Annotated in this window: 19 protein-coding genes and 1 tRNA gene; 13 read left to right on the plus strand and 7 right to left on the minus strand. The window is 65.7% G+C overall.

All coding sequences use genetic code 11. The annotated features are described in order from the left end of the window. Positions 1-238: 238 nt before the first annotated feature. On the plus strand, positions 239-1,039 hold the full coding sequence (locus QFZ69_RS06500; RefSeq protein WP_306916487.1) for a hypothetical protein: 801 nt from the start codon (positions 239-241) through the stop codon (positions 1,037-1,039). Here QFZ69_RS06500 and QFZ69_RS06505 read toward each other — a convergent pair. The 7 genes from QFZ69_RS06505 to QFZ69_RS06535 all read right to left on the minus strand — a co-directional run bounded on the left by QFZ69_RS06505 (position 1,036) and on the right by QFZ69_RS06535 (position 8,779). Next, complete coding sequence (locus tag QFZ69_RS06505; protein WP_306916488.1) at positions 1,036-1,275, minus strand: hypothetical protein; 240 nt, start codon at positions 1,273-1,275, stop codon at positions 1,036-1,038. The two genes, QFZ69_RS06500 and QFZ69_RS06505, sit on opposite strands and share 4 nt — an antisense overlap. Positions 1,276-2,758: 1,483 nt before the next feature. Continuing rightward, positions 2,759-3,727, minus strand: a complete 969-nt coding sequence (locus tag QFZ69_RS06510; RefSeq protein WP_306916490.1) for a hypothetical protein — start codon at positions 3,725-3,727, stop codon at positions 2,759-2,761. A 361-nt stretch (positions 3,728-4,088) separates the two neighbouring features. Further along, a complete protein-coding gene (locus QFZ69_RS06515) occupies positions 4,089-4,427 on the minus strand; it encodes a hypothetical protein (protein WP_306916493.1) in 339 nt (112 codons plus the stop codon). Between the two features lie 586 nt (positions 4,428-5,013). Next, positions 5,014-6,057, minus strand: coding sequence for a hypothetical protein (locus QFZ69_RS06520; protein ID WP_306916495.1), 1,044 nt, complete (start codon positions 6,055-6,057; stop codon positions 5,014-5,016). Between the two features lie 368 nt (positions 6,058-6,425). Beyond that, positions 6,426-6,501 (minus strand) — tRNA-Lys (locus QFZ69_RS06525). A gap of 117 nt (positions 6,502-6,618) precedes the next feature. Then, a complete protein-coding gene (locus QFZ69_RS06530; RefSeq protein ID WP_306916497.1) occupies positions 6,619-7,761 on the minus strand; it encodes a sorbosone dehydrogenase family protein in 1,143 nt (380 codons plus the stop codon). 58 nt (positions 7,762-7,819) lie between these two features. Then, positions 7,820-8,779: a hypothetical protein gene (locus QFZ69_RS06535; protein ID WP_306916501.1), complete on the minus strand. Its 960-nt coding sequence runs from the start codon at positions 8,777-8,779 to the stop codon at positions 7,820-7,822. A 104-nt stretch (positions 8,780-8,883) separates the two neighbouring features. On the opposite strand from QFZ69_RS06535, the gene QFZ69_RS06540 reads away from it, so the two are divergent. The 12 genes from QFZ69_RS06540 to QFZ69_RS06595 all read left to right on the plus strand — a co-directional run bounded on the left by QFZ69_RS06540 (position 8,884) and on the right by QFZ69_RS06595 (position 26,301). Continuing rightward, positions 8,884-9,822, plus strand: coding sequence for a LysR family transcriptional regulator (locus tag QFZ69_RS06540; protein ID WP_306916503.1), 939 nt, complete (start codon positions 8,884-8,886; stop codon positions 9,820-9,822). Between the two features lie 128 nt (positions 9,823-9,950). After that, positions 9,951-11,672 carry a dihydroxy-acid dehydratase gene (gene ilvD, locus QFZ69_RS06545; RefSeq protein WP_306916504.1) on the plus strand — a complete coding sequence of 574 codons (1,722 nt, stop codon included), beginning with the start codon at positions 9,951-9,953 and terminating at the stop codon, positions 11,670-11,672. A 430-nt stretch (positions 11,673-12,102) separates the two neighbouring features. Continuing rightward, positions 12,103-14,001, plus strand: coding sequence for an acetolactate synthase large subunit (locus QFZ69_RS06550; RefSeq protein WP_306916505.1), 1,899 nt, complete (start codon positions 12,103-12,105; stop codon positions 13,999-14,001). A gap of 2 nt (positions 14,002-14,003) precedes the next feature. Then, positions 14,004-14,516: an acetolactate synthase small subunit gene (gene ilvN, locus QFZ69_RS06555; RefSeq protein WP_306916507.1), complete on the plus strand. Its 513-nt coding sequence runs from the start codon at positions 14,004-14,006 to the stop codon at positions 14,514-14,516. A 92-nt stretch (positions 14,517-14,608) separates the two neighbouring features. Next, the gene (gene ilvC / locus QFZ69_RS06560; protein ID WP_306916508.1) at positions 14,609-15,634 is read left to right on the plus strand and encodes a ketol-acid reductoisomerase; all 1,026 of its coding nucleotides are present in this window, start codon (positions 14,609-14,611) and stop codon (positions 15,632-15,634) included. 116 nt (positions 15,635-15,750) lie between these two features. Then, a complete protein-coding gene (gene serA / locus QFZ69_RS06565) occupies positions 15,751-17,346 on the plus strand; it encodes a phosphoglycerate dehydrogenase (RefSeq protein WP_306916510.1) in 1,596 nt (531 codons plus the stop codon). 204 nt (positions 17,347-17,550) lie between these two features. Beyond that, positions 17,551-20,340, plus strand: a complete 2,790-nt coding sequence (locus tag QFZ69_RS06570) for an ABC transporter permease (protein ID WP_306916512.1) — start codon at positions 17,551-17,553, stop codon at positions 20,338-20,340. Between the two features lie 38 nt (positions 20,341-20,378). After that, complete coding sequence (locus QFZ69_RS06575; RefSeq protein WP_306919622.1) at positions 20,379-21,104, plus strand: ABC transporter ATP-binding protein; 726 nt, start codon at positions 20,379-20,381, stop codon at positions 21,102-21,104. A 9-nt stretch (positions 21,105-21,113) separates the two neighbouring features. Next, positions 21,114-22,673, plus strand: coding sequence for a methionine--tRNA ligase (metG, locus tag QFZ69_RS06580; RefSeq protein ID WP_306916514.1), 1,560 nt, complete (start codon positions 21,114-21,116; stop codon positions 22,671-22,673). A gap of 395 nt (positions 22,674-23,068) precedes the next feature. Then, positions 23,069-24,121 (plus strand): 3-isopropylmalate dehydrogenase, encoded by a 1,053-nt coding sequence (locus tag QFZ69_RS06585; RefSeq protein WP_306916516.1) that lies wholly within the window; start codon positions 23,069-23,071, stop codon positions 24,119-24,121. Between the two features lie 128 nt (positions 24,122-24,249). Continuing rightward, positions 24,250-25,362: a branched-chain amino acid aminotransferase gene (locus QFZ69_RS06590; RefSeq protein WP_306916519.1), complete on the plus strand. Its 1,113-nt coding sequence runs from the start codon at positions 24,250-24,252 to the stop codon at positions 25,360-25,362. A 141-nt stretch (positions 25,363-25,503) separates the two neighbouring features. Further along, positions 25,504-26,301 carry an MBL fold metallo-hydrolase gene (locus QFZ69_RS06595; RefSeq protein ID WP_306916521.1) on the plus strand — a complete coding sequence of 266 codons (798 nt, stop codon included), beginning with the start codon at positions 25,504-25,506 and terminating at the stop codon, positions 26,299-26,301. Positions 26,302-26,322 lie beyond the last annotated feature (21 nt).

Raw genomic sequence — 26,322 nt, forward strand, 5'->3', positions numbered from 1 at the left:
CCGGCCCCACCCAGTGAAGGTTGGCGGGGCGCTTTGGGCTTACTCACTTGGTCGCTCGAGGGGTGTCGGTCGTCAGGTGGTGATCAGGATTGACGGTAGGAACCTGGCTGCCGGCTTCGTATTTGCCGGTGTAGCTCGGGCGTCTTAGTTTGCGAGCATGCAGAACAACTCAACTCGCCGGTACGAGTGCCCGTCCGGGTGACCTGCTAGGGTTTCGAAACCAGCTAGAGGAGACCCTGTGATTATTTTCGAAGTGACGAAACCGGGTACTTGGCTTCAAGGGATCGAAGACAGCCAAGTGAAACGTGACGTCGAAGCGTTGCTAGACCTACTGCTCCAATGCCTGGCAGACGCCGCTGTCTCCCTCTCCCTGTTTGAGACAGCTCGAGCGCAATATCCGAGGCCCGGCGCGTTCACTGAGGAACAGCGGAGAAAAGAGTCGGCCCAGGTGCAGCGCCATCTTGATCGACTGTTGCGCGATTTGCCGCCCGGGTTGGACGGCGCGGATCGATTCGATGCCCGAAACCGACTCAGCGACCTAGCGCGGGTCGAGGCGAAGAAGCAGCGGTGGTTAGACGGGGAAGTGCCTATGGCCTATCGCAGTCGGCTATCCGTCATACATGCGAAGTCATGCCTCTATGCATTCGACACTCTGCAGAAGACGCTGGGCCTCCTTCAGAAGATGCCCGGGGCGCCGACCGAAATCGCAGAGGCTGTCTCCGACTTTGAAGCCGGCTTCCCCGGCCTAGTCCACGTGAGGGACTCAGCGCATCATGCCGAAGATAGGGCACAAGGCAAGAGACGGAAATCTCGGATTGATCTCCAACCTGTTTCGAACGACCTAATCAATGCCCCCAGCGGCGGTGCTCTGATACACAATGTTTTTATTGGCAATCGGTTCGGCAGCACACTGGGAGATGGAAGTTACGGCGAAGTCGAAATAAGCGCTGAATCTGTCGGTCGCTGCCAAAGTGTCGTGCAGTCCGTTTACGACTCCTACCAGTGGTCAGGGCCCACGGAGCATAAGCCGAGCTCTTAGGCCGACAGGAAGCCGGGCAATCTCTCACCCCACCTGACGCCGCGCAGGTTATCTGGACAGCGGCGGTACTCTTCGATGTCCCACTCCGAGTCCGTGACGCGGCGAACGTTCCCAGCGGGGATCCAAGCCCAGTGAGCGTGGCTCTCATCGTCGCCCCAGGACACGAGGATATGGGACGGGTTCCAGCGCTCCGCGACGGCGTAGACATCGACCGTTCCGCCGCCGGCAAGTGGCACGGCGGCCCTGATCTTCGGGTAGTTCCCGTAAGTCCAGGACTTAGCTTTCTTCCGGTGGGCGGTCCGGATCCGGTTTCAGGTATTCGTACGTTTCCCCGCCGAGGGTGAAGGATGCCATGGGGCCATGCTACCCAAACACCAAAACGACCCCGCAGGCCGCGTGCTGCGTGCAGGGTCGTTCCGGTAGAACGTCCTGCCACCATTGGGTGTACGACACAACCTGCTCAGCCTAGGGGGCAGGGTGGTGCTGGTCAACGGTATTGCCGGGATGACGAACTATGACTAGCGTGTGCTTTCAGAAGTGGCCCGGAGTACCCAATTGGGGGGTGGGCCAACTCTGCGGCCTCTCATTGAGGCAATGACGGAACTGCCCCGGCACCTGTCGTTGGTCCGGGGCTTTTCTGTGCCGTGAAGGGTTGGGCCAGAGCCCCGACCAAGGAAATGTACAGGTCCGGCAAATAGTTTCGACGCAGGAATCATCTTCCCCCTAGGTTCGATGGTTCTCACAAGGGGCTGGCTCCATCGTCGCGAACAATGGAGCCAGCCCCGCCCCATGTTACGTACGTGTCCAAAAGTGGACACCTGAGCCAATCGCCCCAGTGCAGGGTTCGACACATTCTCGGCAAATGCCGAGTTTGCCTTGATATCTGCCGGCTGACGCGCTCCAGCTTGCTGGGCCACCACTTCTAGCGCTGGAATCTATGGCATGGGCGGGTGCCTGGCCTGACCCAAAGCGCCCCCGCCCCGTCTCGGTCTCAAGAAGTCGCGGCGGGGGCGTTCCGGGTGAACCGTCCTGCCGCTATGGGGGTTGCGAGAGAACTCGGTAAACATAAGTCGCCGAGGTTATGCAAGTCAAGTGAATCAGCTACGCCGGGCAGGAAGCCTGGCAGACGGTCTCCCCATCGGATTCCGCGCAAGTGTTCCGGGCACTTCGGACATTTGTCCGATGTCCCACTCTGAATCTGTCACGCGCCGGACGTTCCCGGAGGGTATCCACGCCCAGTGCACGTGCCGCTCGTCGTCGAGCCAGTTGGCCAGGATGTGGGAGGGGTTCCAGCGGTCCGCGTGAGCGTATACGTCGATGGTCCCCGCCCGCTGCTAGAGGAAGGCTTGCCATGACCTTTGGACGCTGCCCGTATGTCCACGACTGGGCGTCTTCCGGTGGGTGGCCGGGATCGGGCATGAGGTACTCGTAGGTGGTCCCGTCCAGGGCGAAGCTCCGCATAGACACAAGCGTAGGGGGGTAACGGCGAAACTCAACGTTGGGCTGGCAAAGGCCAAGAGCGTCCCAGCCCGATGGGGCTGTGACGCTCTTCTACATGCAGCCATTCTGGGCAGCTACCGGCGCAGACCCAAGATCGCAAAACATCCCAGCAGCGTCGGTGGTATCAGGATCCAAGGCTCAGTACCCCGCAAACCGATTCCGACCAAGCCGATCGCAAGCGCCACGATGGCGAGAAACAGCACTACAAGGCTTACAAGATCAATCCGCCAGGTCCTGTTCTGGCGTGGACGAATCTCCTGATGATGGTGTCGTATTGTCATCATCTTCTCCTCGCCGTTTACGTGTCGCCTTGATTACCGACCATACCTTCGAGGTGCGACTGTTCTTGGTCGTCTGCACTTCGCGAATAGTGACATCGAATATGTCATTCTTGTGGAGGGCCATTCCGCGGTCGAGCTGGAGAAGGAACTCCTCGTCCTCCATGATAACGCTGCGAGTCCCGTGCAGAGTCTTGATCCGCCATTTTTCTCCGGGCTTGAAATCAATGCTCCGCAGCTGCGCTTCAGCCTCAAATTCATTTACCCACTCGGAGACATCATCACTCTGATGTACGGCCGCGCGATAGTCATCCCTGCCTGCAACAACGTCCGGCGGCGTCTCCAGGATTTCGCTGGTCGTCTCGCTGCCGCTACCGTCACGAATCTCAAGCATGTCGGCTTCGTCACCGAGAGGCGCCATGATCCGGGAGAGGGCCTTGCGGGTCTGCCTCTTCGACTTCTGCAGCTCCTTCCATACCCCCGCCGGAACCTGAGACGGTGTGGAGCCATCCTTCCACTTCAACTTCACGTCACCGTTGTTGAGTTCATCCCAGTCTTCTACCACGCCGCCGCGGGTGACCTTGATCCCCACATTGATTGCCTGCGTAAGCAGACCGCCGGCGGTTGTGGCCATCGTCAGCGCTCCCTCTGGATTCGCCGCTGACCACTGCAGGATGGCCTCAATAATGAACGAGCCCTTTTCGGGGGGCCTTACGCGGACCTCCGGAGGTACTCCTTCTCCATACAGCCCGGCTCTCGCCATTTGCCCGTTGAGTTCAACAAGGCCCAACAGAGACTCCGCCATCTCGGCCGCGTTGATGTCGGTGATGCTTCCCGCTTCGTCGGAAAATCGCAGCTGCACCAACCCGCCCAGCAGATCGTCACGCTTTTTACTGAGCTGCTCGCTCATGCTCCCCCTCGTTCTCTGAGCCGCATGCAGTTTCAGCAGGGCTGTTGGAGCCATGTTTGCCGCACACGACCCGGTACCTCAGGGTAGCGGGCCGCAGACGGTCATTTGTCCAGAATCCGGCGTGGCGCCACTGGAATTTCCCGGTTTGTACATTCTGGAACTCCCACCAAACCTGCATAACTCTGATCAAGGCAAGAAGGAAACGGCCCCTACGTTCCTTGCAAATAGAGGGAAGCAAAGCCGCCGGATCAGTCGCGGGGACCATCTCTTCTTGATTGTGGCTAGAGATGGGTGGTGTAACTGACGAACTCCCACCAAAAGCTGAAGCGCCCGCCCACCGAAGTGGGACGGGCGCTTTTGCTTACTCTCTGAGCCGTTCTCGCGTGTCGGCCGTGAGGTGCTGTTCAGTGTTGACGTTCGGAACCTGGCTGCCGTCTTCGTGTTTGCCCTGATAGGTCGGCGTCTGTGCGGAGCCGAGTACAGCCCGGGTAAACCAGTCCGGCAGGCGCGGTTCCAGCCAGCGCCAGAAGGCGTACCAGGCGCCGATGATGACCGCGGTAAGGATGGGCAGGATGATGTCCGCGACGCCCAGCAGGTGCGCCTCAAGAGGGGCCAGCAGCGGGGCCACGCCCAGCAGCCAGGCTACGAGGCTGCCCCACAGTGCCGGGACGAGGGTCCGGAGAATGGAGGTCAGCAGCATTACTTGGCCTCCGCTTCCTGGTGCGCCTTGAACGCTTCCTCGACCTGATCCCGGGTGACGACGTGGCGTTTCTCGTGTCCGGCACCTGGAAGCTGGACTCCGGGCAGGCAAAAGGCCCGGGGACGCAAACAAAAAGGCCCCGGTCCAGGGACCGGGGCCGAACGCGGAGACGGGGGAGTGACCCCCGCGGGACGCTCAATAGGCCGCTCTTCTGCCCCGGAATCCCCGGGGTTTCGGTGTTCTGTGGTGTCTCGAAGGAGCAGGACTTTGCATGCTTGGCTGACAATATCAGCCAGGGTCATGCCGGGGGGGGCTACCGGGTCGTAACCCGTGGGGTGGGGGAGCGTACCGTGCGTTTCAGGCTCCCCGGCGGCGGGGGCCATTTGCCGTCTTTCATCCTATTAAAGGCGGCGAGTATGAGCTCTGCCAGGTCCTCCCGCACCGCCCCGCACCTCGCCTCGAGGTCGTTGCACGTAAAGGGGTCTCATCGCAGCCGCTTGCCCAGGTAGCTGCGCGACAAGCCGGAGCATTGGGCCAGCAGCACTGCGCTGCCTCGGTGCCGGCCCATCACGCTACGGCACCCGGTCTACTCCGAGAGGCGGATCATTTCGTCTACCAGCGCCTTGCCCACGTTGACCGCATCACCGTAGGCGGGCCGATGGTGAACGGTAATGTTGGCGGAAGTGTTCGCTTCCAGGACTACGGCGCCGTCCGCGGACTCGAGCGACCGGACCATCAAGTCGATGCCTGCTGCTCCGAGCCCTGGGATGGCGCGAGCCGCACGCACAGCCAGATCCTTGAGGTCGTCCGAAATGGACTGGGTGACATCGACGTTCTCGCCGCCCTGGTGAAGATTCGCCGTTTCATTCAAGAGCGCTACGGCTCCATGCTCGGGGATGGTCGTCATGCTGTGTCCAACACGCGCAAGGTGGTCCGCATCCACCACGAGTGGGAATTTTGCCAAGTACGCGTTCTTTGCCCGCTCGGCCAACTTGGCCTCGATCAGCTCTGCAATGGTGTGTCGCCCGTCCCCCACAACGTGAGCGGGGAGTCGCGTCGCGGCCGCAACGACTCGATTGCCCACCACGTAGGCCCGGATGTCGAGGCCGACTATTTGCTCCTCGATCATGATCGAAGAGGATAATAGCCCAGCCGAGGCCCGCAACCAGGCCTCACGGAACTCGTCATTTCCGGAGACGCTGCACGTGACGCCATCGCCGGCGGAACCGGCGCTGGGCTTTACGACGAGCAAGCCGGTTGCCGATTCAAGATAGGACAGGCCCCGCTCTAGTTCTGAAGTCTTCAAAACGATACCGGCAGGCGTCGCTACTCCTGCGGCTTCCAAAAGTTCCTTCGTGGCTTCCTTGGACCGGCAAACGGAGACCGCGATGCTGCTGACGAGGCTTGTCACCATCTTTTGCGTGCCTCCGATCAATCGACCTTCACGGTAGAAGCAACGCCCCGTCCCGAAGTCGCGGACCTCCAAGCCTCGGGCCTTCGCACCCTGGGCTATGTAGGCCGTGTGCCAGGTGACGCCACGGTAGGACCGGAAGCTTCCCTCGGTAATCGCCGGGAAAGTCTGGATGAAGTTGCTGATCAGATCGAGGCTCGTGAATAGTCCCAGCTGCATGTTCCCCCACTAGTGAAAAGACTGGTTGGGCCCGGTGTGAACCCTAAGTGAGGGTACCAGCGACCGAAGTGCCGAAACGTCAGCGACTGCCACGCTGATCGAGCGGGAGAGCGGATCCCTCATCGCATCCAGGCAGCTAGGGCATAGCTCGGACGCGATCACGAAAAAGCACTACATCGAGCGCAACCGGAACGCGCCGGACTCATCCCTGATCTTGGAGCAGATGAACAGTCGGGTCACGCTGGTCCACTAGCCGCCATGATCGGCCAGCGTTCAAAAGACGACTAAACGACGAGTAGCCCTGTTTTTGGGCAACGAAAAAAACGCTCCAACACCCGACTTTCGCCAGTGTTGGAGCGGTTTTTCTGTGGTGCACCCCCCGGGACTCGAACCCGGAACCCATTGATTAAGAGTCAATTGCTCTGCCAGTTGAGCTAGAGGTGCAGCTGTTGTTTTCGTTCATCGGGGGCTTTTTGTTTCCCTCGTTGTTCTCCGCAACGACATGAAACTCTACACGAGATTCGGTGGAGTGTGAAATCGGCGGGTGCGGCCGGCCTGGCATCAACCGGGAAGGGCCAAAACCAGCACGAAATCAGGGTTTTGGTTGTTGCTGAGGACCCACAGGTGACCATCAGGAGCCAGTGAAATGTCCCGGATCCTGCCGTAGGTCCGAGTGAAATAGCCCACAGGATCAGTGGCGGATTCTCCGCGGAGGGGCACGGCCCAGACGCGCTGCCCGCGGAGGGCTCCCAGGTACGCCGTGTCAGCGACTATTTCGAGCCCGCTGGGGGAGGAGTCCGCCGTCGAAGGCCAGACGACCTTGGCGTCGAGGAAACCGGTCCGGCCCGGAGCGCCGGTCACCTCGGGCCAGCCGTAGTTGCCGCCGGGCAGAATCAGGTTGAGCTCGTCGTCGACGGTGGGACCGAATTCGCTGGACCACAGCCGGCCGGCGCTGTCCCAGGCCAGTCCCTGGACGTTGCGGTGCCCGAGGCTGTAGACAGGGTTGTCTCCGAACGGGTTTCCCGGCGCCGGACGGCCCTCGGGGGTGAGCCGCAGGATCTTGCCGCCCAGCGCCCTCGGATCCTGCGGTTGCTCACGGCGTTGCGAATCCCCGGTCCCCACATAGAGATACCCGTCCGGGCCGAAGCGGATCCTGCCGCCGTTGTGCGTCGAGGCTTTCGGGATCCCGGTGAAGATGACCTCGGGGGCGCCGAGCTGCAGCCCACCACCGCCGTCGTCGACCCGCAGGCGGACGATCCGGTTGTCCCGGGCAGCCGTGAAGTAGGCGTACAGGTAGCGGTCGGCGGTGAAGTTTGGGGAGAGGGCCAGTCCCAGCAGCCCGCCTTCGCCGCCGGGCACGACGTCGGGCACCTTGCCCAGAGTTCCGGCCGTCCCGGAACCGCCGCTGACGATTCTCAGCAGGGCGGTGTCGCGTTCGGAAATGATGGCCGTGCGGTCGGGCAGGAAGACCGTGGACCAGGGCACCTGAAGCCCGGCCTCTATCCGGCCGGCGACGGTCGGAGCGCCGGCCGGAGCAGGCGCGGAGCTGTTGCCGCCGGGGTTTCCGCCGGCCGGCGTGCTGGCTGCCGGCACATAGGGCGGCGGTCCGCTGTCTCCGTCCGCGGTGCAGGCTGAAAGGGCGCAGACAGAAAGCAGGATCCCGGCGGCGGCCGCAGGGGCCCTCAGGATGTGCCTTGCAGCCATCGTCGGTTCTGCTCCCTTGCCTTGCCTTTGGTGTCCGCAACGATCCTGGAGCGGGCGCCTACAGCCGGGAGCGGCGGGGCGGCCGGAAACCGGCGGCTTCCGCGTGGGCGATTGACACGAACCAGACCTCGGCAGGTGTCTCCTCATAGGACGGGCTGTTTTCGTCGTGATAGGTCATCGAGGAGGCAATGCCTTTGACGGTAAAGCCCTCGGGACCGCTGCCGTCGGCCGCGGGTGCCGCCGATCCTTCACCATAGGGCTGGTCCAGGGCGAGGTGGCCGGACGGTTCCGCCGTGTGGCTGGCGAGTCCTTCGGCGGCGGCTGCCTTGGACGCTGTCTGCAGCGCCTCGGACTCCGCCCGGGGTTCCCGGGGTGCCGCGGGAGCGGAGGTGTCCTCTTCTTCCAAGGCAGCAGCCTCGGCAGCGGCTGATTCCGCGCCGGGAAGGGTGGGGGCGTGCGTTTTTGTGTATTCGGGGTGATGCACCGGCGCGTTTTCTGCCGCGCGAGCATCCGCCCCTGCCGGTGTGGTGCGCTCGCCCTGGATGGCGTCCGCTCCGTGTGGCGGCTCGTGGTGGGCGGGGGCGTGCGGCTCGGCCGGCGGGGTTTCCGACCACTGGGTTTCCCACTCCGACGGCGAGGACTGTGCGGCGGACTCCTGCCCGGTGGCGGGCTCCTGCACGGCGGCCGACTCCTCCGGCGCGGTGGTGCGGGTCACCGGCTCTGCGTTGCCGAACCCGGCGGCGGAAGGCATGCCGGTCGTGGCGGCAGCCGCGGCCGATGCCGCGGCGCTACCGCCGGACAACGCGCCGTCGGGAGTGCCCCTGCTCGGCGCAGCCTGCGGGGACGCATCGGCACCGGTCCCCGTCCCGGCCCCGGCGTCGGTCCCTGTCTGAGTGCCGACATCCGTTCCCGTGCCGGCGCCCGAAGCGCCCGCTCCGCTACGGGAGTTGCGGTTCAACAGCCACCAGATGATGGCGACAATCGCCACGATGACGATGAGCCAGATAATCCAATCCATAGCAGAGCCCTTCTGTCCATGAGGCAAGGTTGCCGTTGCTTGACCGTACGTCCGCCTCGAGGCGGCTGTCCACCCTCCCGGCACCCTCCCTGTAGCCTCTCATCATGGATTTCAAGAGACTGCGGATTCTCCGGGAGCTCGCCGACCGCGGCACCGTCGGGGCCACCGCCGAGGCCATGAACGTGACGCCCTCCGCTGTCTCCCAGCAGCTCAAGACCCTGCAGGAGGAACTGGGGGTCGTCCTGGTGGAGAAATCCGGCAGGGGAGTGCGCCTGACCGAGGCGGGGCTGGCCATGGCCTCGGCCGCAGCCGAGGTGTCTACGGCAATGGCCCGCGCCGAGGCCACCATCGATACCTACCGGCTGGGTTGGCAGACGCAGGTCAAGGCCGCCTTCTTCCCCAGCGCCGCCGAGATGTTCCTGCCGGGGCTGCTGCACCGGGTCAAGGCGATCGACGGGCTGCGCTTCGAGGCCCACTTCGAAGATCCGAATGTCGCCGGGTTCGCGGCGCTGACCGCCGACTATGACATCGTCCTGGCCCACAGCGTCGACGGGCCGGACGTCTTCGCCCGGCTGGGCCTCGTGGTGGAGCCGTTGCTGGACGAACCGCTCGACGTCGCCATGCCGGCAGGCCATGTCCTCGCGGGCAAAGACACACTCTGCGCCCGGGATGTGATCGGCTATCCCTGGATGGGCGTGCCCGACGGCTTCCCCTTCGACACCGTCCTCCGGCAGATCGAGGTGCAGGCCGATTCACCGGCGGTCCGCGCCCAGCTCTACCCCGACCTGCGCGTCCTGGAAGCGCTCGTCAGTGCCGGGCACGGGCTCAGCCTGCTGCCCCGCTACACCGCGCTGAAGAACCAGGGCCGTGGCTTCGTCCTGCGCCCGCTCGCCGGCGTCAAGGCGAGCCGGAGCATCGTGGCCCTGGCCCGCCCCGACGTCGCCGCCCGGACCACCATCCAGCAGGTGCTCGCGCTGCTGAAGGCCGAGGCGCGGGCCGTCGCGGAAGCCCCCGAACTGCGGAACGCAGCCCGTCTCAGCTGACCCGGCGGCGGGCCGCATGCCATCAGGCGAGATGAGAGTCCACTATTTGATCGAAATATTCCCGGTTTTCCGCTTAATGCTCCAGCCCGGGTCGTTGCCCTCCCCCGGGGCACCCTAGACTTTGAGCCATGAGTGAGGACACCGCAACAGCAACAGACACCAAACCGGACATCAAACCCCGCAGCCGGGTCGTTACCGACGGAATCCACGCCGCCCCGGCGCGCGGGATGTTCCGGGCGGTCGGCATGGGCGATGACGACTTCGCCAAACCACAGATCGGCGTCGCCAGTTCGTGGAATGAAATCACTCCCTGCAACCTTTCCCTGAACCGGCTCGCCCAGGGCGCCAAGGAAGGTGTCCACGCGGGCGGCGGGTTCCCGATGCAGTTCGGTACCATCTCGGTTTCCGACGGCATCTCGATGGGCCACGAGGGCATGCACTTCTCCCTCGTTTCCCGCGAAGTGATCGCCGACTCGGTCGAGACCGTGATGCAGGCCGAGCGGATCGACGGTTCCGTGCTGCTGGCCGGCTGCGACAAATCCCTCCCCGGCATGCTGATGGCGGCGGCCCGGCTGGACCTGGCCAGCGTCTTCCTCTACGCCGGTTCGATCATGCCCGGCTGGGTCAAGCTCGAGGACGGCTCGGAAAAGGAAGTCACCCTGATCGATGCCTTCGAGGCCGTAGGCGCGTGCGCCGCCGGCAAGATGAGCCTCGGCGACCTGGACCGGATTGAACGCGCCATCTGCCCGGGCGAAGGCGCCTGCGGCGGCATGTACACGGCCAACACCATGGCCTGCATCGGCGAGGCCCTGGGCATGTCCCTTCCCGGCTCGGCCGCCCCGCCCTCCGCGGACCGCCGGCGCGACGAGTTCGCCCGGAAGTCCGGCGAAGCCGTCGTCAACCTGCTGCGCCTCGGCATCACGTCCCGCGACATCATGACCAAGAAGGCGTTTGAAAACGCCATCGCCGTCACCATGGCCTTCGGCGGTTCCACCAACGCGGTGCTCCACCTGCTCGCCATCGCCCGTGAGGCCGAGGTCGAGCTGAGCCTGGACGACTTCAACCGGATCGGCGACAAGATTCCGCACCTGGGCGACCTGAAGCCCTTCGGCCGCTATGTCATGACCGACGTCGACAAGATCGGCGGCGTTCCGGTCATCATGAAGGCACTGCTCGACGCCGGACTGCTGCACGGCGACTGCCTCACCGTCACCGGCAAGACCGTGGCCGAGAACCTGTCCGCGATCAACCCGCCGGACCTGGACGGTAAGATCCTGCGCGCGCTGGACAACCCGATCCACAAGACCGGCGGCATCACCATCCTGCACGGAAGCATGGCCCCCGAAGGCGCCGTCGTGAAGAGCGCCGGCTTCGACGCCGACGTCTTTGAGGGCAGCGCGCGCGTCTTCGAGCGCGAACAGGGTGCCCTCGATGCGCTGGACCGGGGTGAGATCCACAAGGGCGACGTCGTCGTCATCCGCTACGAAGGCCCCAAGGGCGGCCCCGGAATGCGCGAGATGCTTGCCATCACCGGCGCCATCAAGGGCGCGGGCCTCGGCAAGGACGTGCTGCTGCTGACCGACGGCCGCTTCTCCGGCGGAACCACCGGCCTGTGCATCGGGCACGTCGCCCCCGAAGCGGTCGACGGCGGCCCCATCGCCTTCGTTCAGGACGGCGACCGGATCCGCGTCGACATCGCTGCCCGCTCGTTCGACCTCCTGGTCGACGAGGCGGAGCTCGAAGGGCGCAAGCTCGACTGGGAGCCGCTGCCGGCCAAGTTCACCAAGGGTGTGCTGGCCAAGTACGCCAAGCTCGTCCACAGCGCCTCCACCGGCGCCTACTGCGGGTGATACCAAAGTAGCCCAAGCCTCCAGCGGCGACATGACCGCTGGAGGCGGCAGGGTTTAATAAGGGCTGATCCGAGGGGCCCCGGGCGGACCGCGCCCGCGCCGGGAGTTCGGGGGAGGATCAACTTGTGGACAGCGTTGTCCAGATAGTGAGACAGGGGCCGGGCCCGTTGACACCCGTCTCACTAAGAGGGAAAACTGAACGCATGATCGAGATCGTTACCGCCGGCGTAGTCGTCGTCCTTACCAAGCGCGTGGCTCCATAGCCCGACTGGTAACGAACCCGTCACGCGCAACCCCTCGAAAAGCCGCCAGGCTGAGGGGTTTTTTTATTTCCGCACCGCCAGCACCACCAGCACCGCCGCACCACGCACGACCAGCACTCCCACGATCACAGAAGATCACCCCAGCAGATCCCCAAAGGAAGAGTCCGATGAGCAAAGGATCGCCGATCAGCCCCTCGCTGATGGCCACGAAGTCCGCTGGAGCCCCCAAGGCTCCGGAACGCGTCGAACGCCCGGCAGACGCCGTCGTCGACATTGCTGCCGTCTCTCCTGTCCTTGGGCCGAACAACGTCGTACCCCCGACGGTGATGACCGGCTCGCAAGCAATTGTCCGCTCGCTCGAAGAACTCGGCGTGGACGATATTTTTGGTTTGCCCGGTGGCGCGATCCTGCCCACCTATGACCCCTTGATGGCTTCCCGAATGAACCACGTTCTGGTCCGTCACGAACAGGGAGCCGGCCACGCCGCGCAAGGCTACGCCATGGTCACCGGACGGGTGGGTGTGTGCATCGCCACCTCGGGTCCGGGTGCCACCAACCTCGTTACCGCCATCATGGACGCCCACATGGATTCCGTGCCGCTCGTTGCCATCACCGGCCAGGTCTCCAGCGCCGTGATCGGCACGGATGCGTTCCAGGAAGCGGACATCGTCGGCATCACCATGCCGATCACGAAACACTCCTTCCTGGTCACCAACGCCCAGGATATTCCGCACGTGATGGCCGAGGCTTTCCATCTCGCCTCGTCCGGCCGCCCGGGCCCGGTGCTGGTGGACGTTGCCAAGGATGCCCAGCAGGGGCAGATGACCTTCTCCTGGCCGCCGAAAATCGATCTCCCCGGATACCGGCCGGTCACCCGCGGCCACAACAAGCAGGTCCGCGAAGCCGCCAAACTCATTGCCGCAGCCAGCAAGCCTGTCCTGTATGTCGGCGGCGGCGTCGTCAAGGCGCATGCCTCTGCTGAGCTCCGCGAGCTGGCCGAACTGACCGGCGCCCCCGTGGTCACCACCCTGACAGCACGTGGCGTCTTCCCCGACTCGCACCCGCAGCACGTCGGCATGCCCGGCATGCACGGCGCCGTCTCGGCGGTCACGGCGCTGCAGCAGTCCGACCTGCTGATCACCCTCGGAGCGCGCTTCGATGACCGGGTGACCGGCATCCTGAAGTCCTTCGCCCCGAATGCCAAGGTCATCCACGCCGACATCGACCCGGCGGAAATCTCCAAGAACCGCACCGCCGACGTCCCGATCGTGGGCTCGGTCAAGGAGATCATTCCGGAACTCACCGAGGCCGTGCGCCTTCAGTTCGAGGTATCCGGCACCCCCGACCTGACCACCTGGTGGGCCTTCCTGAACAACCTCAAGGAAACCTACCCGCTGGGCTGGACGGAACCCGAGGACGGCCTCAGCGCCCCGCAGCGGGTGATTGAACGCATCGGCGCCCTCACCGGCCCCGAGGGCGTGTATGTCGCGGGCGTGGGCCAGCACCAGATGTGGGCTTCGCAGTTCATCAAATACGAACGCCCGCACGCCTGGCTCAACTCCGGCGGCGCCGGCACCATGGGCTACGCCATACCGGCGGCCATGGGCGCCAAGGTCGGCGAGCCGGACCGTGTGGTCTGGGCGATCGACGGTGACGGCTGTTTCCAGATGACCAACCAGGAACTGGCTACCTGCGCGATCAACAAGATCCCGATCAAGGTCGCCATCATCAACAACTCCTCGCTGGGCATGGTGCGGCAGTGGCAGACGCTGTTCTACGAGGGCCGGTATTCCAATACGGACCTTAACACCGGCCACGACACCGTCCGGATCCCGGACTTCGTCAAACTCGCCGACGCCTACGGCTGCGCCGCGTTCCGCTGCGAGCGCGACGAGGATATCGACGCCACGATCCAGCAGGCCCTGGCCATCAACGACCGCCCCGTGGTCATCGATTTCGTCGTGAGCCCCAACTCCATGGTGTGGCCGATGGTCCCCGCCGGAGTCAGCAACGACCAGATCCAGGTTGCCCGCAACATGACCCCGGAATGGGAAGAGGAGGACTGAACATGACCCGCCACACACTGTCCGTTCTGGTCGAAGACAAACCCGGTGTGCTGACCCGCGTCGCCAGCCTCTTCGCCCGCCGCGCGTTCAACATCAATTCCCTCGCCGTCGGCCCGACGGAGGTCCCGGGCATGTCCCGGATGACCGTCGTCGTCGACGCCGACGGCGAGCTGATCGAGCAGGTTACGAAGCAGCTGAACAAGCTGGTCAACGTGATCAAGATCGTTGAGCTCACCCCAGAAACATCCGTACAGCGAGACCACATCCTGGTCAAGGTACGTGCGGATGCCGCAACACGCCTGCAGGTCACCCAGGCTGCAGACCTGTTCCGCGCTTCAGTGGTCGACGTCTCCACCGAGTCGGTCGTCATCGAGGCAACCGGCCACCCCGAAAAGCTCACGGCACTTCTTTCAGTGCTGGAGCCGTTCGGCATCCGCGAAATCGTGCAGTCCGGCACCTTGGCCGTCGGGCGGGGATCCCGCTCCATGAGTGACAGGGCCCTGCGCAGCGCGTAGGGCACGCGCCTGGCAGGCGAACATCACCTGCCGCACCACCGCAACAGCACAGACAAACCAACACAAGAATCCATTTAAAAGGAGACACCCCAGTGACTGAAATGTTCTACGACGACGACGCCGACCTGTCGATCATCCAGGGCCGCACCGTTGCCGTCATCGGTTACGGCTCCCAGGGCCACGCCCACGCCCTCAGCCTGCGCGATTCCGGTGTTGACGTCCGCGTCGGCCTGAAGGAAGGCTCCAAGTCCCGCGCCAAGGCCGAGGCCGAAGGCCTGCGCGTCCTGAACGTCGCCGACGCCGTCGCCGAAGCGGACCTGATCATGGTCCTCACCCCGGACCAGGTCCAGCGCCACGTGTACGCCGAGGACATCGCCCCGAACCTGCAGTCCGGTGACGCGCTGTTCTTCGGACACGGCTTCAACATCCGTTACGGCTACATCCAGCCGCCCGCCGACGTCGACGTCGCCCTGGTAGCCCCCAAGGGCCCGGGCCACATCGTGCGCCGCGAGTTCGAAGCCGGCCGCGGCGTGCCGGACCTGATCGCCGTCGAGCAGAACCCGTCCGGCAAGGCCAAGGAACTGGCCCTGTCCTACGCCAAGGCCATCGGCGGCACCCGCGCGGGCGTCATCGAGACCACCTTCACCGAAGAAACCGAAACCGACCTCTTCGGCGAGCAGGCGGTCCTTTGCGGCGGCGCCTCGCAGCTGATCCAGTACGGCTTCGAGACCCTCACCGAGGCCGGCTACAAGCCCGAGGTCGCCTACTTCGAGGTGCTGCACGAGCTCAAGCTCATCGTCGACCTGATGGTCGAAGGCGGCATCGCCAAGCAGCGCTGGAGCGTCTCGGACACCGCCGAGTACGGCGACTACGTCTCCGGCCCGCGCGTCATCACCCCCGAGGTGAAGGAAAACATGAAGGCCGTCCTCAAGGACATCCAGGACGGCACCTTCGCCAAGCGCTTCATCGAGGACCAGGACGCCGGAGCCCCCGAGTTCAAGGCCCTGCGCCAGAAGGGTGAAGACCACCCGATCGAGGCCACCGGCCGCGAGCTGCGCAAGCTGTTCTCCTGGATCAAGAACGAAGACGACTACACCGAAGGCTCAGTGGCCCGCTAGGCACTGACCGGCAGGGGAGCCGGACACCATACCTGGAATCCGGCTTCCCTGCGTTTTTGCACCAGACGTTGCACCAAAATCCCCACCTGATTACAAGAGAGCTAAAGAGGTCACCGGTGACAAGCACCAAACCTGTAGTACTCCTCGCTGAGGAACTTTCGCCCGCCACGATCGAGGCCCTCGGCCCGGACTTCGAAATCCGGCAGACCGACGGCGCCGACCGTTCCCAGCTGCTCTCTGCGATCGCCGACGTCGACGCGATCCTCGTCCGCTCCGCCACCCAGCTGGATGCCGAGGCCATCGCCGCCGCGAAGAACCTCAAGGTCATCGCCCGTGCCGGCGTCGGCCTCGACAACGTCGACATCAAGGCCGCCACCCAGGCCGGCGTCATGGTGGTCAACGCGCCTACCTCCAACATCGTCTCCGCCGCCGAACTCACCGTCGGCCACATCCTCAGCCTCGCCCGGCACATCCCGCAGGCCAGCGCCGCGCTCAAGGACGGTGAATGGAAGCGTTCCAAGTACACCGGGATCGAACTGTTCGAGAAGAAAATCGGCATCATCGGCCTGGGCCGGATCGGTGCCCTCGTCGCCGCCCGCCTGAAGGGCTTTGACACCAAGATCCTCGCCTACGACCCCTACATCACCTCCGCCCGCGCCGCGCAGCTCGGCGTGCAGCTGGTGACCCTGGACGAACTGCTCGCGCAGTCGGACTTCATCACGATCCACATGCCCAAGACCCCGGAGACCGTCGGCATGCTCGGCGCCGACGCCTTCAAGAAAATGAAGAGCACGGCCTACGTCGTCAACGTTGCCCGCGGCGGCCTCGTGGACGAGGAAGCCCTTTACACGGCCCTCGAGGCCGGCGACATCGCCGGAGCCGCCGTCGACGTCTTTGTCAAGGAGCCCAGCACCGACCTGCCCTTCTTCAAGCTCGACAACGTGGTGGTGACCCCGCACCTCGGCGCTTCCACCGATGAGGCGCAGGAGAAGGCCGGCGTCTCGGTGGCCAAGTCCGTCCGCCTGGCCCTGGCCGGCGAGCTGGTGCCCGACGCGGTCAACGTCGCCGGCGGCGTCATCGCCCCGGATGTCCGCCCCGGCATCCCGCTGGTGGAGAAGCTGGGCCGCATCTTCACCGCACTGACCCACGCATCGCTCACCCAGTTCGACGTCGAGGTCGCCGGGGAGATCTCCTCGCTCGACGTCAAGGTGCTCGAACTCGCCGCGCTCAAGGGCATCTTCGCCGACGTCGTGACCGAGCAGGTCTCCTACGTCAACGCCCCGGTGATCGCCGAACAGCGCGGCATCAACGTCCGCCTCATCACGACGCCGGACACCGAGTCCTACCGCAACGTCCTGACGCTGCGCGGCGCCCTCAGCGACGGCAGCCAGATCTCCGTCGCCGGAACCCTGACCGGGCCCAAGCAGATCCAGAAACTGGTCGGCGTCAACGGCTACGAGGTGGAGATCCCGATCAGCGAACACCTCGTGGTGGTCGCCTACGCGGACCGCCCCGGCGTGATCGGCACCATCGGCCACATCCTCGGCATGAACAACATCAACATCGCCGGCATGCAGGTTGCGCGCCAGACGGAAGGTGGCCAGGTGCTGGCCCTCCTGACGATCGACAGCTCGGTTCCGCAGCAGGTCCTTGATGCGATCAAGGCCGGAATCGGCGCTGACATGGTGCGCGAGGTCGATCTCGAGGACTGAGGCCCTCCGTTCGGACGCCGGCGGCGGGTTGGACCCCGCCGGCGTCCGCGAAGGCATGGCCGGTCTGCGTACAATGGCTAGGTCCGTTTTTTCGGATCCGGCCGGCAGTCCGGCCTTTACTTTTGCACACCCGGCAGGGGACGCCTTCAATTCCCAATGGAATGAACTGCGGTGTGCACACGCAATCCAGCTTTCAGGAGCCCAATGAACGCCGTCCAGAGGTTCATCAGAAGCCGAGTGCTTCTGCTGACCGCGTCCATTTTGATCGTGGCCATGTGCCTTTCGGTCCTCGTTCAGGGGCAGTCCCAGGCTGCGCTGAACCGGACCGTTGACCAGAACTCCCGGGGCCTGTACGACGTGCTCGTCCAGGCCAAGGCCGACGACAACGGCGGGCTGATGCAGCCGGAAATCGCCACCGGCCAGGGCGGCGTCAGCTTCGAGCAGCTCGATGGCATCCGTAAGCTGTCCGGCACGTCCGTGGCGGCCCCGATCAGCCTGGTCTCGCGCGTCATCCAGAACCTGGAGTCCCCGCGCCTGGAAGCCACCGACTACCTCGGCTTCAACGCCGGACTGGCCGGCACCGCCGGAGATCCGACCGCCACCGACCCGGCCAAATGGCCCGCCCCCGAGTCGGTCCTTTCCGATGCCGCCAAGAAGTACCGCCTGACCGCCAGCGCCGTCAGCTCGGACGGGCACTCGGAGCAGACGCTCTTCAAGACGATGGCCGAGGGCTCACTCGGCAAGGCCCAGCTCGTCGAAGAGCAGGTAGCCGGCGGGAACAACGTCCGGATCGAGGGACCGGCGGGGGAAACCGGCATCAAGTTCCCGGCCCCGGCCGGAGGATCCGAGCACAACCTCTTCAACCTCTCGGTGTCGCTGCCGCAGGCGCCCCAGGTGACCGAATCCGTCGTCGCCGTCGATCCCGCCTCCGAACGCGCCCTGCTCGGCGCGGCGGGTGACTTCCTGGCGCCGCTGGAGAAGGCACCGCCGGCGGACGCCCGCAACGCGGGAGCGATCGGACGCCACTTCGAGAGCCTTTTCGCCACCGGCATCGGGATGGACGAACTGAAGGAAGGCCCCGACTTCCTCGGCGTCAAGCTCAAGTACTGGGCCCCGTTGATGACGCAGTACCAGCAGGCGAAGCGCAGCGGCCAATTGACCGCCGACTCGCAGGCCATCCCGCTGATTGTCCGCTCCGGCACCACGCTTGACCTGAAGTACTCGGTCAAGATCGAGGAGATCGACGGCTCCGGCAACGTCACCAAGGACGTCGGCACCGTGACCCGGTCGCTGGACAAGGACTACCTCCCGTTCGTCTCCAAGTCCCCGTTCTCGCTGGCCTGGCCGGGCTCCACCGACCTGACGCAGCTGATGGGCGACACCGGCAGCTTCAGCCAGGGCCTCTACAACCCGGCCACCTGGAGCACCAACTTCGCCGCCGCCCCCAAGTACACCGACGGCGACACCGCCGGCAACGGAGCCGTGGACAAGAGCGCCAACCCGGGCGAATGGGTCACCGTAAACCGTCTCCCCGAGAAGGCCGCCAACGGCGACGCCGTCGACCAGACGCAGCGCGAGCCGGTCGACGAACGGTCCTACCGGGAGAACCTCGAGACGGGCAAGAAGCTCGCCACCCCGCTCGCCATGGTCTACGGCACCTTCGACGCGGACCAGGTCAAGGAGGCCGCCGGCGACGTCAACCGCCTGCCCCTGGGCGGCTATGATCCGACGCCGTTCACGCTGGCCAAGGACGCCGCCGGCAAGGACGTGCAGAACACCGAACTCAAGCCGTCCCTGAGCGCCACCGGCCTGGCAAGCCAGTCCGCCGGCGCCATCACCGACTACTACGGCCTGGCCGCAGCCCGCGGCTTCGAAGCGAACGCCAACGTGATCGATGCCGTGCGGGTCCGGGCCAAGGTGCCCGGCAGCTGGAAAGAGGCACAGCCCGAGGTGGAAAAGCTGGCCAGCGAAATCCGCGACATGGGCCTGCAGGCCACCGTCGTCGCCGGTTCCGCCCGCGAGGACGCCAGCATCTTCGTTCCCGGCTACGCCAAGGACGACGCCGGCAAGGAATCGCCGCTCGGCAGCGTGCAGCAGTCCTGGGTCCGCCAGGACGCCGCCGACGCCGTGTCCGCATCCCTGACCGCAACCAACCTGACCCTGCTGTTCATCACCCTCTGCGGCGCTGCGCTGCTGACCGGCGCCTCGACCGTGAGCTACGTCCGCAAACGCCGCAGCGAGGCCGGGACACTCCGTGCCATGGGCTGGACACAGCGCAGGATCCGCTCCTGGGTGCTGGCCGAATTCGGCGTGGGCGCGGCCCTGCTGGCCATCGCCGGAACCGTCCTCAGCCTGGTCAGCTGGAACCCGGCAACGGCGATCGTCTCGGCCTCTGTCGTGGCGCTCTACGTAGGCGCCGCCTTCTTCGCCGCTCAGCAGCTGCGGCACCGTGAGGTCATCGACCAGGAACCGCAGCACGACGAGCGCCTCATCGCCGTCGACTCGCCGCTCACCTTTGCCAACCGGCAGCTGAGCACCAACAAGTTCAACTCGATCTCGCTGGCCGTCGCGGTCGGCGTTTTTGGGGCGGCGGCCGGCGGACTGACCGCGCTGCTGATCGACATTCCCCGTGCCGCCGGAGCCAGCGCACTGAGCGGTCTGGCCGCGGCCAGCATTGCCCTGCCGAGCATCGTCCTGGGACTCTCGGGCGTGGCCGTCGGACTGCTGCTGACCATGGTCACCGGCCGGTTCGAGCTGCAGGCCAAGCGCCAGTACCTCGGCACCCTGCAGGCGATGGGCTGGAACCCCGACATGCTCGGCCAGGTCCGGTTCTTCGAAAACGCCATGGTGGGTGCTGTCGCACTGCCGCTGGGCGTTGTCGGCGCCCTCGGCGTCGGACTGCTCCTCGCCCCCTATGCCGCGCTCTGGGCCGCCGTCGCCGGGCTCGTGGCCGTACTCTGCTGGATTCCCATTGCAACGAAAGTGGTCCGATGAACAACGATCTGAACCTTGACCGGGCGGCTCACGACAGGATGACGCAGAGCACCCGCCGGGGCGGCCACAAGACCCGCGCCAACACGATCGTGAAGGCGGCAGACCACGCCACGCCGCTGGAACTGAGCAACATCACCATCCACTACGGCGGTGGCAAGGGCGGTGCCGAAGCCGTCAACGTCGTGGATGATTTCAACATGACGCTGCATGCCGGTGAGATGCACTGCATCGCCGGCCGCAGCGGTTCCGGCAAGACCAGCATCCTGACCGTCGGCGCGGGCCTGACCCTGCCGACGTCGGGCCGGGTGTTCTGGGAAGGCGACTCGCTCGAAAGCATGGGCGACGACGAAATCGCCGACCGCCGCCGGGCCCTGATCGGCTACGTCGACCAGGGCGGCGCCCTGATTGACGGGATGAGCGCCCTGGAGAACGTCTTGCTCCCCGCCGTTCCCGACGGCGAAGTGGACAAGCGCCGCGACATGGCCAAGGATCTGCTGGACCTCGTGGGGCTGGGCCGGCGGATGCGCCACCGCCCGGCGCAGCTCTCCGGCGGTGAGCGCCAGCGTGTGGCGATCGCCCGGGCGCTGATCCTGGGCACGCGCGTGCTCGTGGTGGACGAACCCACCGCCAGCCTGGACCGCTCCGCGGCCAACCGCATCATCAGCATCCTCAAGGACACCACCTCGGACGGCATCGCGGTGCTGGTCGCTTCACATGACCACGAACTTGTCCGCCAGAGCGATACCCTGACCGAACTGATCTAGGTTTAAACAGTGACTTCAACCGAAAAGACCCCGTTCTACATCACCACGGCCATCAGTTACCCCAACGGCGTGCCGCACATCGGCCACGCCTATGAGGTCATCGCGACGGATGCGATGGCGCGCTTCAAGCGGCTGGACGGCTATGACGTCTTCTTCATGACGGGCACGGACGAGCACGGCCTCAAGATGCAGCAGACCGCGGAGAAGGAAGGCATCCCGGTCAAGGAACTCGCCGACCGCAACTCGGCCGCGTTCCGCCAGATGAGCGATGACCTGGGCATTTCCCTCAGCCGCTTCATCCGCACCACCGACCCGGACCACTACGAGGCGGCCAAGGCCCTCTGGGAGCGGATGGAAGCGAACGGGGACATCTACCTGTCCAAGTACGCCGGCTGGTACTCCGTCCGGGACGAGCGGTACTTCGTCGAGGACGAGACCGAGGTGCAGGCCGACGGCCTGCGCTACGCGACCGAAACCGGCACCGAGGTCAGCTGGACCGAAGAGGAAAGCTATTTCTTCAGACTCGCCTCCTACCAGGACCGGCTGCTGGCCCTCTATGCGGACCACCCCGGCTTCGGCGCGCCCCACAACCGCTTCAACGAAGTCGTCAGCTTCGTCAAGGGCGGCCTGGAGGACCTGTCCATCAGCCGCACCTCCTTCAAATGGGGCGTCCCGGTCCCGGGCAACCCGGACCACGTCATGTACGTCTGGGTGGACGCGCTGACCAACTACCTGACCGGCGTCGGCTTCCCCGACACCGGGTCCGAGGCCTTCAAGAAGTACTGGCCGGCGGACGTCCATGTGATCGGCAAGGACATTTCGCGCTTCCACGCGGTCTACTGGCCCGCCTTCCTGATGTCCGCCGGGCTGGAACTGCCCAAGCGCGTGATGATCCACGGCTTCCTGCACAACCAGGGCGTCAAGATGTCCAAGTCGCTGGGCAACGTGGTGGCGCCCGCTGACTGGGTCGCCCAGTACGGCCTGGACCAGGTCCGCTTCTTCCTGCTCCGTGAAGTGCCCTTCGGCGCCGACGGTTCCTACAGCCACGATGCGATCGTGGGCCGGATGAACGCCGACCTCGCCAACAACTTCGGCAACCTGGCCCAGCGTTCGCTGTCCATGGTGGCCAAGAACTGCGAGGGCCGCGTCCCCGTTCCGGCCGGGTTCACTGCCGAGGACACCGCGCTGCTGGCCCAGGCCAACGGGCTGCTGGACCTCTCCCGTGCCGCGTTCGAGAAACAGGAGTTCAGCCGCGCCCTCGAAGCGATCTGGGGCATCCTGGGCGACACCAACGCCTACTTCGCCGAGCAGGCCCCCTGGGTGCTGCGGAAGACCGACGTCGAGCGCATGAACACGGTTCTGTACGTCACCCTCGAGGTGCTCCGGATCGTCGCGATCCTCGCCCAGCCGGTCATGCCGACGGCGACGGCGGCGATCCTGGAAACGCTCGGCCAGCCCGAGGGGGAGGCGCGCGTATTCGCCGCCATCGCCGAACCGATCGTGGCGGGCACGGCCCTGCCCGCCCCCGCCCCGGTCTTCCCCAAGTACGAGGAACCCGCCGACGCGTAGGCCGCCCCGCTTCTCCCGACGCTCCCGTCCCATCCGACGCTCCCTCAGGTCCTGCAGCGGTTCGGGTGACGCTCCCTCAGGTCGTGCCGCGGTTCGAGGAACGCTCCCGCAGGTCCTGCAGTGATTCGGGGGACGCTCCCGCAGGTCCTGCAGTGATTCGGGGGACGCTCCCGCAGGTCGTGCAGTGGTTCGCCCGACGCTCCCGCAGGTCCTGCAGTGGTTCGGGTGACGCTCCCGCAGGTCGTGCAGCGGTTCGAGGGAAGCTCCCGCACCTCCGCATCGGAGGTGCGGGAGCGTCCCGTTTCTTCCTGCCGGAGGTGAGGGAGCGTCCACAGGGTGGACCGGATGATGAGACGACTTGACCAGTATGTGGATGACTTGGCTACGCTGAAAACATGAGCGCATCCACGATTGATCTGGCCGTTATTCCCGGCGACGGCATTGGCCCCGAGGTCACGGCCGAAGCCCTGAAGGTCCTGGCGAAGGCCGCCGCGGCGGAGGGGATCGTGCTGCAGCAGACCCACTACAAGCTCGGTGCACAGCACTGGCTCGAAACGGGGGAGACGCTGCCGGCGGAGACCCTCGCGGACCTCCGCACCCGCGACGCCATTCTTTTCGGCGCCGTCGGGGCGGCCCCCGGCGACACCCGGATCCCTTCCGGCATCATCGAACGCGAACTGCTCCTGAAACTGAGGTTCAGCCTCGACCACTTCGTCAACCTCCGGCCTTCACGCCTATACCCGGGGGTCGGCAGCCCGCTCGCCAACCCCGGGAACATCGACTTCATCGTGGTCCGCGAAGGCACCGAAGGCCCCTACGTGGGCAACGGGGGCACGCTGCGCGCCGGCACCCCGCATGAGGTTGCCACCGAAGTCTCGCTCAACACCGCGCACGGCGTGGAACGCGTGGTCCGGGACGCCTTCCGCCGGGCCAACGACCGGCCGCGCAAGAAACTGACCCTCGTACACAAGCACAACGTGCTGGTGTTCGCCGGGCACCTCTGGAAGCGCACCGTGGAGGCCGTGGCCCAGGAGTTCCCCGAGGTCAGCCACGACTACCTGCACATCGACGCCGCCACGATCTTTATGGTGACGGACCCGGCCCGCTTCGACGTGATCGTCACGGACAATCTTTTCGGCGACATCATCACCGACCTCGCCGCCGCCGTGACCGGGGGCATCGGCCTCGCTGCCTCCGGCAACATCAACATGGAACGCACGGCGCCGTCCATGTTCGAGCCCGTGCACGGTTCGGCGCCGGACATCGCCGGGCAGCAGAAGGCCGATCCCACGGCAGCCATCCTCTCCGCCGCGCTGCTGCTGGACCACCTCGGCTACGCCGCCGCGGCCCGCAAGATCGAGGCGGCCGTCGTCGCCGACGTCGCCGGTCGTGGCACTGCGGTCCGCAGCACCAGCGCGATCGGCGATGCCATCGCCGCCGCCCTGTAGGAACGGCCCGGCGGGCCCAGCCGGAAGCCCCCGGCATCGGGCGTAAGCTTGTTTCGAATCACCAACATGCTGCCGTGGTCCGACGATGAACCACGTCCACACACCAGGCAGCCGACCGTGGAGGAACCATGACTCAGACTGCCCATGGCGTCGAATTCACCCAGCATCTTTCGGCAACCCCGAAGTCCGCTGAAGAACGTGCTGCCATCCTGGCGAACCCGGGTTTCGGCAACTATTTCACCGACCACACCGCGATCGTCGACTACAGCGCCGACGCCGAGGGCAAGGGCGGCTGGCATGATGCGCGCGTCGAGGCCTACGGACCGATCTCGCTGGATCCTTCCGCCGCGGTGCTGCACTACGGCCAGGAAATCTTCGAAGGACTCAAGGCCTACCGCCACGCCGACGGTTCGATCTGGACTTTCCGCCCCGAAGCCAACGCCGCCCGGCTGAACCGGTCCGCCCGCCGACTGGCCCTCCCCGAGTTGCCGGAGGAGTACTTCCTGGGCGCCATCCGCGAACTCGTCGCGGCGGACAAGGAATGGGTCCCCGCCGGCGACGGCGAAGCCCTCTACCTGCGCCCCTTCATGATCGCCACCGAGGCGTTCCTCGGGGTCCGCGCCGCCCGCGAGGTGTCCTTCCGCGTGATCGCGTCCCCGGTCGGCAACTACTTCGGCGGCGAACTCAAGCCCGTCTCCATCTGGATCTCCCGCGAATACGCCCGCGCCGGCCGCGGCGGAACCGGCGCCGCCAAGTGCGGCGGCAACTACGCAGCCTCGCTCATTGCCCAGCAGGAGGCCGAGGCCCACGGCTGCAAGCAGGTCCTGTTCCTGGACTACTTCAACGACAACGCCGTTGAAGAACTCGGCGGCATGAACGTGTTCTTCGTGATGAAGGACGGCTCACTGGTCACCCCCGCGCTCAGCGGGACCATCCTGGAGGGCGTCACCCGGATGTCCGTCATCCAGGTCGCCAAGGACATGGGCCGTGAGGTCACCGAACGCAAGATCACCCTGGCTGAATGGCGGGACGGCGTGGCCTCCGGCGACATCGCCGAAGTCTTCGCCTGCGGCACCGCGGCCGTCATCACCCCCATCGGCGTGCTCAAGGACGACACCGAATTCATCGGCTCCGAGGACGCGACCGCGGGGGAGACCACCATGGCCATCCGCGGGAAGCTGCTGGGCATCCAGACCGGCACCGTCGAGGACACTCACGGCTGGCTGACCCGCCTCGCCTAAGCGGCCAACGGATTGAACGACGGCGGCGCCGCACCGAACGTGCGGGGCCGCCGTCGTTATGTCCGCCTCGTGGCGACCGGCCGGAAGGCCCTGGCCGCTCGGCCGCTCGTGTGGCTGCCGGTTCGGTGGGAAGATGGAACTGTGATCCCCGAAGACTCCCGCGACGTTGTCCGCAGCACGGCGCTGACGCGTTTCCGGCTTGCCCCGAATCCGGGGCCGATGAGCCTGCACGGCACCAATTCCTATGTCATCGCGGCGCCCGGAGCTGCCGGCACGGTCGTCGTGGACCCCGGCCCGCCGGATGAGCAGCACCTGCAGGAACTGGCCCAGGCCGGCGTCGTCGAGCTCATCCTGCTGACGCACCGGCATGCGGACCACACGGCCGCCGCCGCCCGGTTCGCCGAACTGACCGGGGCACCCGTGCGCGCCGCCGATCCCGCCCACTGCTATGGGGGAAGCCCCCTGGTGGACGGCGAAGTCATCCACGCCGCCGGGGCGGAGATCAGGGTCCTCGCGACGCCGGGCCACACCTCGGACTCGGTCTGCTTCCACCTCCCGGGCGACGGCGCCCACGGCTCGGTCCTCACCGGCGACACCATCCTGGGCCTGGGAACGACGGTCCTGGACTACCCCGACGGCACCCTGGGCGACTACCTGACGTCACTGGACCGGCTGGAACAACTGGGCCCGGCGACCGTCCTGCCGGCCCACGGCCCGATGCTGCCCGCCCTGGACAAGATCGTCCGCGCCTACCGGGACCACCGCGAGGACCGCCTCGCCCAGATCCGCTCCGCCCTCGCGGACCTCGGCTCCGGGGCCGAGGTGACCGACGTGGCCGACGCCGTCTACGCCGCCGTCGATCCCGATGTGCGGCCGGCCGCGGAACTCTCCGTCGCCGCCCAGCTGCACTACCTTCGCTCCGGCGGCAGCATGCCCTAGCGAGACGGTACGCTTGGACCC

It is taken from the genome of Arthrobacter sp. V1I7, from assembly GCF_030817015.1.
Classification (GTDB): Bacteria; Actinomycetota; Actinomycetes; order Actinomycetales; family Micrococcaceae; genus Arthrobacter.